Origin of the sequence: Rhizobacter sp., from assembly GCF_046595475.1 — a bacterium.
Classification (GTDB): Bacteria; Pseudomonadota; Gammaproteobacteria; order Burkholderiales; family Burkholderiaceae_C; genus Rhizobacter.
The window spans coordinates 32068-44393 of record NZ_JBKJOQ010000114.1; the positions used below are offsets into that span (position 1 = coordinate 32068).

General features: G+C 65.9%; 13 protein-coding genes. 8 read left to right on the forward strand and 5 right to left on the reverse strand.

Going from position 1 to position 12326, the window contains the following annotated elements; genetic code table 11:
• Positions 1–186: 186 nt before the first annotated feature.
• Together AC30QB_RS21000 and AC30QB_RS21005 are read right to left on the reverse strand one after the other, a co-directional pair.
• On the reverse strand, positions 187–1386 hold the full coding sequence (locus tag AC30QB_RS21000; protein WP_489548220.1) for a cation:proton antiporter: 1200 nt from the start codon (positions 1384–1386) through the stop codon (positions 187–189).
• 66 nt (positions 1387–1452) lie between these two features.
• Positions 1453–2208, reverse strand: a complete 756-nt coding sequence (locus AC30QB_RS21005; protein ID WP_489548221.1) for a DeoR/GlpR family DNA-binding transcription regulator — start codon at positions 2206–2208, stop codon at positions 1453–1455.
• 99 nt (positions 2209–2307) lie between these two features.
• On the opposite strand from AC30QB_RS21005, the gene nudK reads away from it, so the two are divergent.
• Positions 2308–2901, forward strand: a complete 594-nt coding sequence (gene nudK / locus AC30QB_RS21010) for a GDP-mannose pyrophosphatase NudK (RefSeq protein WP_489548222.1) — start codon at positions 2308–2310, stop codon at positions 2899–2901.
• Between the two features lie 9 nt (positions 2902–2910).
• On the opposite strand, the gene AC30QB_RS21015 is transcribed toward nudK, so the two are convergent.
• The gene (locus AC30QB_RS21015) at positions 2911–3285 is read right to left on the reverse strand and encodes a cupin domain-containing protein (protein WP_489548223.1); all 375 of its coding nucleotides are present in this window, start codon (positions 3283–3285) and stop codon (positions 2911–2913) included.
• Between the two features lie 71 nt (positions 3286–3356).
• Between AC30QB_RS21015 and AC30QB_RS21020 the strand changes: the two genes are divergently transcribed.
• From AC30QB_RS21020 to AC30QB_RS21050, 7 genes are all read left to right on the forward strand, one after another.
• Positions 3357–3815, forward strand: a complete 459-nt coding sequence (locus AC30QB_RS21020) for a MarR family winged helix-turn-helix transcriptional regulator (RefSeq protein ID WP_489548224.1) — start codon at positions 3357–3359, stop codon at positions 3813–3815.
• 165 nt (positions 3816–3980) lie between these two features.
• Positions 3981–4598, forward strand: coding sequence for a DUF1161 domain-containing protein (locus AC30QB_RS21025; RefSeq protein WP_489548225.1), 618 nt, complete (start codon positions 3981–3983; stop codon positions 4596–4598).
• An 80-nt stretch (positions 4599–4678) separates the two neighbouring features.
• Positions 4679–5389, forward strand: coding sequence for a YebC/PmpR family DNA-binding transcriptional regulator (locus tag AC30QB_RS21030; RefSeq protein WP_489548226.1), 711 nt, complete (start codon positions 4679–4681; stop codon positions 5387–5389).
• A gap of 15 nt (positions 5390–5404) precedes the next feature.
• Positions 5405–5653 carry a DUF3297 family protein gene (locus AC30QB_RS21035; protein ID WP_489548227.1) on the forward strand — a complete coding sequence of 83 codons (249 nt, stop codon included), beginning with the start codon at positions 5405–5407 and terminating at the stop codon, positions 5651–5653.
• A gap of 144 nt (positions 5654–5797) precedes the next feature.
• A complete protein-coding gene (locus tag AC30QB_RS21040; protein ID WP_489548228.1) occupies positions 5798–5974 on the forward strand; it encodes a DUF3563 family protein in 177 nt (58 codons plus the stop codon).
• Positions 5975–6123: 149 nt separating this feature from the next.
• Positions 6124–6309, forward strand: coding sequence for a hypothetical protein (locus AC30QB_RS21045; RefSeq protein ID WP_489548229.1), 186 nt, complete (start codon positions 6124–6126; stop codon positions 6307–6309).
• Positions 6310–6562: 253 nt separating this feature from the next.
• A complete protein-coding gene (locus tag AC30QB_RS21050; protein ID WP_489548230.1) occupies positions 6563–8977 on the forward strand; it encodes a response regulator in 2415 nt (804 codons plus the stop codon).
• 103 nt (positions 8978–9080) lie between these two features.
• Here the strand turns inward: AC30QB_RS21050 and AC30QB_RS21055 are convergent, their stop codons facing one another.
• Both AC30QB_RS21055 and gorA read right to left on the reverse strand, forming a co-directional pair.
• Positions 9081–10580 carry an AMP nucleosidase gene (locus AC30QB_RS21055; RefSeq protein WP_489548231.1) on the reverse strand — a complete coding sequence of 500 codons (1500 nt, stop codon included), beginning with the start codon at positions 10578–10580 and terminating at the stop codon, positions 9081–9083.
• A 65-nt stretch (positions 10581–10645) separates the two neighbouring features.
• Positions 10646–12028 (reverse strand): glutathione-disulfide reductase, encoded by a 1383-nt coding sequence (gene gorA / locus AC30QB_RS21060; RefSeq protein ID WP_489548232.1) that lies wholly within the window; start codon positions 12026–12028, stop codon positions 10646–10648.
• Positions 12029–12326: the final 298 nt, after the last annotated feature.

Consider the following 12326-nt stretch of genomic DNA (forward strand, 5'->3'; position numbering starts at 1 on the left):
AAGGCAAGCAATTTCATGCGGTTGATTCAGGGGACTGGGGAGCCGGCAGAAGAATCAGACAGGCATGTGTCCGGGGGATAAAACGCCCCGTGGGCAAGGCCCCGAAGCAAGCTGCGCATTGTAACTTCAGCACCCCTGTGCGCACGGGGTGCGCAGGCCCGTCGAATGGCCGATTCACGCGGGGCTTTACTTCCTGCGCAAGACGATGTTTTGAAGCCGCGCCAGCCGTGGCGCCACCATCGGCGTGGTAAGCATGGTGCTGCCCACCGCCATCAGCAGCAGTGCCGTGAAGGTCTCGTCGGTGATCATGGCCTTGTCGAGCAACACATTGGCAAAAATGATCATCACCAGGCCCTTGGTTTGCAGGAACCAGCCGATCAGCGCGCCCTCGCCTGGTTGCCACTTCAGGATCTTGGCCGCCAGGTGCGTGGCGATCAGCTTGCCTACCACCGCCGCCACGAGCATGGCGCCCGCCGCGATGAACACCGATGCACCACCCACCTGCCAGTTGGTGCGCAGGCCGGTACTCAGGAAGTACACCGGGGCCACCACCAGCAGCACGTTGTGGCGCAGCGAGTCGAGGCGCTCCTGGTCGAACCAGCGCGCGTCGATGATGGCGCCTGCGAGGAACGCGCCGACCATGAAGTGCAACCCCGACCAGTCGGCCCCCAGCCCGCACAGGGCCAGCCAAATGAGGCCTGCGTACCAGCGGTCGCGCTCGGGTATGCGCTGCATCAGCTTGCGAAACGCCCAGCCGAACACCGCGAAGGCGGCCAGGAAGGCCGCTTGCTTGCCCACGCGGTCCCAGTCCATCAGGATGGCGGCCAGCACGGCCCAGATGGCGATGTCGTCCACGCTCGAGTAGCGAAGAATGCGCTGGCCTATGGGTTGGCGCAGCACGTCGAGCTTCTCCATCAGCAAGATGAGCACCGGCATGGCGGTGACGGCGCAGGCCATGCCCACGCCCACCACAAACTGCCAGCCCATGGCCTTCGCGCCGACCCAGCCCGGAAACATCAGCATCACCGCGGCCACCGCGCTGCCCAGGGCCAACGGCACGCTGAGCGCCAGGCCTGCGGTGATGCCGCTCTCGCGCCGGTGCTCCCAGGCCTTTTGCAGGTCGAGCTCGATGCCGGCGATCCACACGAACAGCATCACCGCCCACCACGCGATGCCGTTGAGCGCCTGGATCACCGGTGCGCTGAACACGAACTGGTGAAACTCGGGGTATGCCGCGCCCAGGATGCCCGGGCCGAGCAGGATGCCGACCACCGTTTGCACCACCACCAGCGGCGCGTAGTAGTCGGTACGAAACAGGCGCCAGATCAGGTAAGGGACGCTGAAGATGATCAGCATCGCGATGAGGAAAATCTCGGTGGTGCTCATGGCAAGAAACAGGGTGATGCGCCGCGCGTTTGGCGGCGCGCAGTGTGCCATGCAGCCCGCCCCGGTTCAGGCCCGCTCGATGACCAGGCCCAGCTTCTCGAACGCGGCGGTCAGGCGCTTGGGCACGCTGCGCTCGACGATCAGCCCCGTGGCCGCCTGGCATGGCGCGATGACGCAGTGCGAGGCCGCATGCAGCTTCTCGGTCGACGCCAGCACCCAGGTTTCAGCGGCCTGTGCCATCAGCGCGCGCTTGATGTGTGCTTCTTCCAGGTCACCGGTGGTGAGGCCGGTTTGCGGGTGCAGGCCGGTCACACCCATGAAGTAGGTGTCGGCATGAATGTGGCGAATGCTGTCGAGCGCTGCCGCGCCCACCGCTACCACCGAATGCTTGAAGAGCCGCCCGCCGATCAACACCACCTCGACGCGCGGGTGCGGTACCAGGGCCAGCGCGATGCTTGGGCTGTGGGTGATGACGGTGGCGGCGAGCGAGGCGGGCAGTTGCAGCGCCAGCTGCTCGCAGCTGGTGCCGCCATCAAGAAACACCACCTGCCCGGGCCGCACCATCGCCGCCGCGGTGCGGCCAATGGCGTGCTTGCCGGCAGGCTCAACCAGGGTGCGGGCCGCGAAGTCGCCCACCGCGGGCGAGGACGGCAGCGCACCTCCATGCACCCGCTGCAGCGCGCCTTCGGCGGCCAGCGCGCGCAGGTCGCGCCGAATGGTGTCTTCAGAAAGGCCCAGCTCGGCGCTGAGCGTGGCCGCCACGATCTGCCCATCTTGCTGGAGGCGGCTGAGGATGAGTTGCTTGCGTTGTTTCGTGAGCATGGTGTGAGTGTCCAACTAGAGTGTGCGCGAATTATCTTGACATTGCACGAAGTTGCACGAAATATCGCATTCTGCTTTTACTTCCCCGAGACGATCGACATGAATTCAACGCCTGAGAGCCGCGTGCGAATCGACAGCGTGCAGGTGCTTTCCAACGACTGGTACATGTTGAAGAAGACCACCTTCGACTACCAACGCCGCGATGGCAGCTGGCAGCGCCAGAGCCGTGAGACCTACGACCGCGGCAACGGCGCCACCATCCTGCTCTACAACCGAGAGCGCCAGACGGTGGTGCTGACGCGGCAGTTCCGCTTCCCGGCTTATGTGAACGGCACGCCCGACGGCATGTTGATCGAAGCCTGCGCCGGCTTGCTCGACCAGGACGACCCGGCCACCTGCATCAAGCGTGAGACCGAAGAAGAAACCGGCTACCGCGTGGCCGACGTGCGCAAGGTGTTCGAGGCCTACATGAGCCCGGGTTCGGTGACCGAGCGGCTGTTCTTCTTCGTCGGCGCCTATGAAGCGCGCGACAAGGTCTCGGGCGGTGGCGGCGAAGCGCACGAAGGCGAAGACATCGAGGTGCTGGAGCCCACGCTGGCCGAAGCGCTGGCCATGGTCGGGCGCGGTGAGATTCGCGACGGCAAGACCATCATGCTGCTGCAGTACGCGCAACTGCACCGGCTGGTGGGCTGAGCCCTCGGCTCAAGCAGCCCAGGGCGGCACGAAGGCTGGCGTGTCGCCCACCAGCGCCTGGCCGCCCACGGGCAGCACGGCCACGGCTTCAAAGGGCAGCGCGTGCGGGTTGGACAGCGAGAAATCGGTGTGCGGCGGCACGACCAGGGCGCAGCCGGGCGTGAGCGCGTGCAGCGCGTCGCCCACGCGGGCTTCGGCCTGGCCCGAGAGGGCAATGAAGATCTCTTCTCGGGTGAGGCGGTGCACGTGCGGCGCGGTACCCGGCGCCATGCTCAGGCGCCAGGCGGCGGTTTCGCGCGCGCCGCGGCTGGGTGAGGCGAGGCCGGTGAAGGTGACGCCCGGCAAGGTGAAGACCGGGGCATCCGAGGGCGTGATGAGGGGCATGGAATCTCCAGGGGGTGGGTGTGAAGGCAGGGATATAGTCAAGAGAATTGACTATATGAGTGCAGCACCAAATGGTCAAGAAGATTGACGAATTTGAATTCCCGCCGCTGACCGACCACGTCGGCTGGCGGCTGTGGCGCGCCAGCCAGCAGTGGCTCTCACGCTTCCAGGGCGAGATGGTCGCCGCCGGCCACCCTTGCTTCGCCGAGGCGCGCGGTCAGCTCATTCCCCACATCGACCGCGAGGGCACGCGCCAGTCTGACCTGGTGCTGCGCGTGGGCCTGAGCAAGCAAGCGGTGCAGCAACTGGTGGCGGGTCTGGAAGCTGATGGCCTGGTCGAGCGCCTGCCCGACCCCGACGATGCACGCGGCAAGGTCGTGGCCTTCACCGCCGCGGGCGCGAAGCTGTTGAACCAGGCCCACGAGGTAAAAAAACGCATCGAGCGCGATTACCGCACTCAGCTGGGCGCCGAAGGCTTTGCGCAGCTGCTGCAGGCCCTGGATCGCCTGGACGTTGCGCGCAAGGCCTGAGAGCTGATCGATACTTGCGGCCACCTTATGCATGCGCCCTACCGCCTCATTGCACCATCGTCACCCGGTCGATCAACCTGGCGCGCCGCCTTTGTTTCGGCCCTGTTGCCGGTTGCCTTGACCCTGGTGGTCAGCGACGCGCGCGCTCAGAGCAATGCCTGTGAAATGCTGAAAAGCACGTTGACGGCCCGCATCGACCCGAGCATTCGCGGCTTCAGCATGGAAATCGTGCCGGCTGCAGCGCCGGTACCACCGGGTGCCAAGGTCATAGGCAACTGCGAAACCGGTGCGCGAAAGATCCTGTTCCGCCGCTTCGGGGGCGGGGCGGTGACTGCGGCGAGCGCGCCCGAGGCGGCTGACGCGCTGGCCCCGAGCCCGGCACCGCAAGCGGTCGTCAAGGCCGCGCCGCCGCCGACCGTGGCGCCGAAAAAGGTAGAGCCAGCGAAACCCATGTCGCCCCTTGTTCAGAGCGATCGCGACCTGAGGTCCATGCCAGCGCCCAGCCCTCGCGCCAGCGAGCCCGTGCGCGTGCTGGCAACGGTGCCCGTGCGTGTGCGTGCAGCCGAGCCCATGCCGGCCCCGCCGGCGCCCGCCCCGCCCGAGGCGGCACCGGAAGTGGCGCCGTCGCCGCCGGAAACAGCGCCGTCCGACTTCATGGAAGGCCGGTGGCGATGGGCCTGGGCTTTGCTGTTGCTGCCCCTGGCGGCCTGGGGCTGGGCCTGGCTGGCACGCCGCCGGGCTTACGACGAAGCCGGCTTGCCGCGCGGCCCCAAGCTGAACTGATGCCGGCGCCGGGGCTGGCGCCCGTCACCTAAAATCCGGCCCCCGAGGCCATGGGCCTCGGCAACCGAAGGGGTACGGCAATGGGCGCGCAATGGAAAGCAAAGCACAAGGACCTGGCATCCAATGCCAAGGGCCGCCTCTTCGGCAAGCTGGCCAAAGACATCATGATCGCGGCGCGCCACGGCGCCGACCCGGCGGCCAATGCACGCCTGCGGCTCGTGATAGAGCAAGCCCGCAAAGTCTCGATGCCCAAGGACACGCTAGACCGCGCAATCAAGAAAGGCGCGGGCCTCACCGGTGAGGCCGTGCATTTCGAGCATGCGCTCTATGAAGGCTTTGCACCGCACCGCGTGCCAGTGATGGTCGAGTGCCTGACCGACAACGTGAACCGCGCCGCCTCTGAAATGCGCGGGCTGTTCCGCAAGGGCCAGCTGGGCACTTCGGGCTCAGTGGCCTGGGATTTTGACCACGTGGGCATGATCGAAGCCGAGCCTGCGGCGGCCGGTGCCGACCCCGAGGTGGCGGCCATCGAAGCCGGCGCGCAAGACTTCGAAGCGGCCGGCGAAGGCGTCACTCTGTTCTTCACCGATGCCGCCGACCTCGACCTGGTGAGCCGCGCGCTGCCGGCGCAAGGCTTCACCGTGCTGTCAGCCAAGCTCGGCTACAAACCCAAGAACCCGATGAACCCAGCGAGCCTGAGCGCGGAGCAGCTCGAAGAGGTGGAAGCCTTCCTTGCTGCGCTCGATGCAAACGAAGACGTGCAGCACGTCTTCGCCGGCCTGCACGGTTGAACCCGAGAACCCGCCATGAACGACATCACTGCACAACCCCCGCTGCCCGACCACCTGTCTGTCGACCCGCGCAGCCCGCACCATGTGGCGGCCGTGTTCGAGCATGACATCGGCATTCGCCTGAACGACAAGGAGCGTTTCGACGTGGAGGAATACTGCATCAGCGAAGGCTGGGTGAAGGTGCCCGCCGGCAAGGCAATCGACCGCAAGGGCCAGCCGCTGATGATCAAGCTCAAGGGCCGGGTGGAAGCCTTCTACCGCTGAACCCAGCCCACTGAGGTGGGCTCGGCCGTGAACAAGAGCGCAGACACGGCGCTTCTCTGCGCGCCGGGGGCGGTGAAGCTGGGTACCATGCAGAACTAGGGTTTACCCTCATTCACGCCGAGCCCGAACGGCCCGCCCCACACCATGAACATCCTTCGCACACTTGCCCGCGCGCTTCGCTCGGCCTGGAACAACAGCACCTCGGCCGCCCGCGACGAGCATTACTTGGCCGGCGCAGTCGACATCTACGACCTGGAGCGCCGCATGAACGAGCGGGCCCGCGTGTCACTTTCCATCTACCCCTCGGGCGCTGGCCGCTGAGGGGTGCTGGGTGCTCGCGGCACCCGGGCTGTCTGCGCAAACTGCGCTTCGTGACGCGCTTTTGGCGGCCCGTCGCAATGCGGTAGGCAGCGCTGGAGCGGCTGCCTAAAGTTCACTCCAACGCAACGAAACACGCACTGGAGCCCAACATGATCGACCGCATCTTCGCCCCCTTCCTCACCTTCGTCATGCTGATCGGTGGCACCGCCGCCATCGCCTCGGGTTTCTTCGTCGAGCAGCCCGCGGCGGCCGCCCCGGTGGTGGCCCAGAGCCCGGCCAAGACGGTGATCGTGCTGGAGACGGTGGTCATCACCGCCAAGCGCTCGCCCGTCTGAGCGAAGGCGCACACCCCCTGAAAACGCCAGCATCTGCTGGCGTTTTCAATTTGGCGCTACGCGCCTGCTGTAAGACCTCGCAGTTGTGCGGCAGCTAGAAAGCTGGCCTCATCCGGGCATGACACCCACGGCGAGCCCGACCGGGCCCCGCCCAACCCCTCCCGCCGCGAAGCTTCTGGCGACATGGCCCGCTGGGCCCGTTGAGCGGCGCTTTGCCTGGGCTGCGGTGGGGGTTGCCCTGGCCTTCTTTGCCGTGGCCGCACCGTTCGCAAAGCTGCCCCTGCCGCAGGTTTGGGCGTTCATTCCGATCTATGAGGCGGCGCTCGTCGTCAACGACCTCGTCACCGCGGTGCTGCTGTTCGGGCAGTTCCGCATCGCGCGCTCCAAGGCCGTGCTGGTGCTGGCCAGCGGCTACCTCTTCACCGCCTTCATGACCGTGGCCCACGGCTTGAGCTTCCCGGGCTTGTTTGCGCCCGCGGGCCTGCTCGGGGCGGGGCCGCAAAGCACGGCCTGGCTTTACATGTTCTGGCATGGCGGCTTTCCTCTCTTCGTGGCCGCCTATGCCCTGCTGCGGGGCCACCGGTATGAGGCGGTCAAGGCGCCTACGCGCGCAGGCTGGCTGATCGCGGCAGGGGGTGCGGCCGCCGCGCTGGCCGTGGGTGCCCTGACGCTGCTGGCCACTGCAGGCCACAGCGCGCTGCCCGCCATCATGCAAGGCAACCGCTACACGCCGGTGATGGTCGGCGTGGTCGCCACGGTGTGGCTGGCCAGCTTGCTTGCGCTGGCGCTGCTGTGGCGCCGCCGCGCGCACTCGGTGCTCGACCTGTGGCTGATGGTGGTGCTGTGCGCCTGGCTGTGCGACATCGCCTTGTCGGCGATGCTCAATGCCGGCCGCTTCGACCTGGGTTTTTACTTCGGGCGTGTTTTTGGCTTGCTCGCTGCAAGCTTTGTGCTCGGGGTCTTGCTGCTCGAAAACGGCTTGCTGCATGCGCGGCTGATGTTGGCCCACGCGCATGAGCACCAGCGTGCCCTGGCTCTGCAAAGCCTGAGCGAGCGGCTCGAATCACTCAACGGCCAGCTCGAGCGCTCCAACCATCAGTTGCTGGAGCAGACCCGCCTCAAGTCGGAGTTTCTGGCCAACATGTCGCACGAGCTGCGCACGCCGCTCAACGCGGTCATCGGCTTTTCCGACATGCTGAAAGACGGCATCGTCGAAGACCATGCCAAGCAGCGCGAGTTCGCCAGCCACATCTTCCAGAGCGGCCACCACCTGCTGGCGCTGATCAGCGACATCCTCGATCTTTCCAAGATTGAAGCCGGCAAGGCGGAGATTGCACTCGACCGTGTCGACCTGCATGCTGCTCTTTCCGAGGTGCTGGCCTTGCTCGCCACGCAGGCGCACGCCAAGCGCATCCGCTTCGTGATAGAGCGCCGGGGCGCTCTCGGCGTGCTGCTCGCAGACAACCGGCGGCTCAAACAGATCCTGCTCAACCTGGTGTCCAACGCGATGAAGTTCACGCCGGCCGAAGGCCTGGTGACGCTGGCGGCTGAGGTGGTGGGGCGCGAGCGCGCGTCCAGCGCGAAGCCAGGCTTTCGTGAGGGCCTGCGCATGCCTCTGCCGGCGGGCGAGCATGAGCGTTTCGTCGAGATATCGGTGTCAGACACCGGCATAGGCATCGCACCCGACGAAGTGCGTCAGCTCTTCGCGCCCTTCATGCAGGTACCCAATGCCTTGACGCGCAGCCTAGAAGGCACCGGCCTGGGCCTGGTGATGGTGCACCGCCTGGCGGAGCTGCACGGCGGCACGGTCGCCGTGACGAGCGAGCCGGGCCAGGGAAGCTGCTTCACCGTGTGGTTGCCCTGGCGTGCCGACAGCGAGCCCACCAATGCCGCATCGCTGCCGGCTGCGGCGACGCTTGCCGCGCCGCCGCTGGCGCTGGTGGTTGAAGACAACGAAGAGGCAGCTGCCCTGATGCAGGCGCAGCTCGAAGCCAAGGGCTTCGCGGTGCGTCGCGTGTCGTCGGCCGAAGAGGCGCTGGCACTTGTGGGCCATTGCATTCCCGACCTCATCACGCTCGACATCTTGCTGCCCGACATGGACGGCTGGGAGTTTCTAGCGCGCCTGAAGAAAACGCCTGATTGGGAGGCCGTGCCTGTGGTTGTGGTGTCGGTGGTGGCCGACCAAGGCAAGGGCTTTTCGCTAGGTGCGGCGCTGGTGCTGCAAAAGCCCATCGGGCGCGACGCGCTAGCCAAGGGACTCGCGCACCTTGGGTTGATGCCTGGTGAGGGCCGTGACGTGACGGTGCTGGTGGTCGACGACGACGCCGTTGCCGTCGAGCTGCTCGCAACGCAGCTGCACCAGCGTGACTACACAGTGCTGCGCGCACATGGCGGGCAAGAAGGCATAGAGCTCGCGCGCCGCTTCACGCCCGACCTGATCACACTTGACCTCGACATGCCCGAGGTCAACGGCTTCGATGTGGTCGAAGCGCTGCAAGACCGCCCCCACACGGCGCGCATTCCCATCGTTGTGGTGACGAGCAAAGACTTGAGCGCCACCGACCGCCAGCGCTTGAACGGCCACGTGCTCAACATCGTCGGCAAGGCCGACTTCAACCACGGCCGCTTCATCGGCGAAGTGCAGCGGGCGTTGTCCAAGCTCACCTGAGTCTCCTGGCTCAGGCGCGGGCCGCTCTTGCCTGCAGGTGCTGCCAAGTGAACGAATGCGATCTCTGGCCACCGCGTTTCTTTACCGCGCGGGGGTCGGCACCCTACTGAAACGCCACCTCGGCAAAGCTGCGCAGCTTGCGGCTGTGCAGCTGGTCGACTCCTTGCTCGCGCAAGAGCTCCATCGCACGGATGCCGATGCGCAAGTGCTGGTCAACCCGCTCGCGGTAGAAATGATTGGCCATGCCGGGCAGCTTGATCTCTCCGTGCAGCGGCTTGTCGCTCACGCACAGCAGCGTGCCGTAGGGCACGCGGAAGCGGAATCCGTTGGCGGCAATGGTGGCGCTTTCCATGTCCAGCGCCACCGCGCGGCTCTGGCTGAAGCGGCGCTGCGGCTGGTTGCCGGGCAGCAGTTCCCAGTTGCGGTTGTCGGTCGAGGCGACGGTGCCGGTGCGCATGATGCGCTTGAGCTCCGGCCCCTGGAGGTGCGTCACGTCTTCCACGGCTTTTTCCAGCGCTTTTTGAATCTCCGCCAGCGCCGGAATCGGCACCCACAGCGGCAGCTCTTCATCCAGCACATGGTCTTCGCGCACATAGCCGTGGGCCAGCACATAGTCACCGAGTTGCTGGCTGTTGCGCAGCCCTGCGCAGTGGCCCAGCATGATCCAGGCATGGGGCCGCAGCACGGCGATGTGGTCGGTGATGTTTTTTGCATTGGCCGGCCCCACGCCAATGTTGACCATGGTGATGCCGGTGCGGTCCGCGCGCAGCAGGTGGTAAGCCGGCATTTGCGGAAGACGCGGCGGCGCCATACCGAGCTCATCGCCGGTGGTGGGCGGCAGGCCTGCGCGGCGCGTCACCACATTGCCCGGCTCCACAAACGCGATGTACTCGCTGTCCGGTTTGGCCATCTCCTCATGGCCCAGGCGCACAAATTCATCAATGTAAAACTGGTAGTTGGTGAACAGCACAAAGTTCTGGAACCACTCCGGCGACGTGCCGGTGTAGTGGCGCAGGCGCTGCAGCGAGTAGTCCACGCGCGCCGCGGTAAACAGCGACAGCGGCTGCGGCTCGCCGGGGCGCGGTTCATGCGTGCCATTGGCAATGCCGTCGTCCATCGCGGCCAGGTCGGGCAGGTCAAAGGCATCGCGCATCAGCATGCGCCGGTCCGCGCTCAGGTGGCCTTCGATGTGGTCATGTTCGGCAAAAGAAAAATGCACCGGAATCGGCTGGGTGCTGGTGCCCACTTCCAGTTCGACCGAATGGTTTTGCAGCAGCAGGCGGAACTGCTCAAAGTAATAGTTGCCGTAAAGATCGGGCCGCGTCAGCGTGGTTTCATAGCGGCCGGGCCCGGCCACGAAGCCGTAGCTCAGTTGCGGGATGTCGGGCGTTTCCAGAATCGCGCGCGCCACCGTCTCGGTATGCACCCGCACAAAAGGGTAACAGGCCCGCACATGGCCGGGCAGTGTTTCACCGGCCACGTAGCGGTGCATGGCATCGCGCAGGTGGGCAATCTGCTGGTCATAGATCAGCCGCACCTGGGCCAGCGCGGCGGCCGGGTCGGCGTAACGGGTGGGGGCAATGAAGGCGGGCAGGTAAGGCATGGGCTTATTGTGCCCCGCCCCCGCCAGGCCTGCGCTGGGGGCTGCTGCTGCGTGCCCGCTGGCGCTCACGGTTCGGGTGTGGCTTTCCGCACAGGATCGCGCATCGTGACAAATTCTTCAGCCGCCGTCGGGTGGATGCCGATGGTGCTGTCGAAAATGGCCTTGGTCGCGCCGGCCTTCATCGCCACGGCAAAACCCTGAACCACCTCGCCAGCGTCGGCCCCCACCATGTGCAGGCCGACCACGCGGTCGGAGGCGTCATCGACCACCATCTTCATCAGCGTGCGCTCGGTGCTGCCGCTCAGGGTGTGTTTGAGTGCCTTGAACTCGCTGCGGTAGATGCTGACCTTGCCAAACTCCTTGCGCGCATCGGCTTCCGAATAACCCACGGTGCCAATGTTCGGGTGGGTGAACACGGCGGTAGGGATGAAGTCGTAACTCATGCGGCGCGGCTTTTTGCCGGCTGCGGCGCCAAACAGATGGTCGACCACCGCCATGGCCTCGCCCAGCGCCACGGGGGTCAACTGGATGCGTGCGGTCACGTCACCCAGCGCGTAGATCGACGGTACCGAGGTCTGGTAGTGCGCATTGACCTCAATCGCCCCCTTGTGGTTGACCGCGAGGCCGGCATTTTCCAGGCCCAGGCCGGCCACGTTGGGCAGGCGGCCCGTCGCGTAGAGCACGGCGTCTACCGTGGTGGTGCTGCCGTCCTGCAGTTGTACGTGCAGCCCGTCCGCCGCCTGGCTGATGGCTGCCACATCGGCATGCAGCCGCAAGTCCACGCCGGTCTTGACCATTTCTGCGGCCACGAAGGCCCGCACTTCCGCGTCGAAGCCGCGCAGCACCTGGGCGCCGCGGTAAAGCTGGGTGACCTTCGAACCCAGGCCATTGAAGATGGAGGCAAATTCGCAGGCGATGTAGCCGCCGCCCACGACCAGCAGGCGCGACGGGAAGGGATCGAGGTCGAAGATCTGGTCCGACGTGATGACCAGTTCGCGGCCCTTCACCTCGGGCAGGCTGGGCCGGCCGCCGGTGGCGACCAGGATGTGTTTGGCGGTGTAGCGGCTGCCTTCCACCTCTACCGTGTGGGCGTCGGCCAGTGTGGCCCAGCCCTCGATGATCTGGACGCCCGAGCCCTGAAGCAGCTGGATGTACACGCCGTTGAGGCGTGCGATTTCCAGTGCCCGGTTGGTCTTGAGCCGCGCCCAGTTGAACACCGGCGCTTCGCCGGTCCAGCCGAAGCCGCGCGATTCCTCAAAGGCATCGGCATAGTGCGCCGCGTAGCTGTACAGCTTTTTCGGAATGCAGCCGACGTTGACGCAGGTGCCACCCATGGCGGCCACCTCGGCCAGCGCCACACGTGCGCCGCGCTGCGCGGCCATGCGTGCGGCGCGCACGCCCCCGCTGCCGCCGCCGATGACAAACAGGTCAAAGTCAAAATTTTTCATACGTTGTGTTCTATGTTCGTGCCGGAAAGAGCCCAAGCATGCCTGCAGCGCCTTGAGCCTGCAGGGGACGGGGTTTTTGATATAAAAATGATAGCTGCTTTCTCTCTACCCGCCTGGGTTGCTGGCTTATTGAATGCTTGAGCCTCAGAACCGTCGCCGGCGCGCAGGTTTGAAACTCCCGGAGTTCGTGCCGGATCCGTTCAACCTAAAAACCGCAGTTGGACGTACCCGAGTGGGCCGCTGCGGGCGCGTCTGGGTAGGCGCGACAACGCAGCAGGCTACTGCCTGCAAGGCGGAG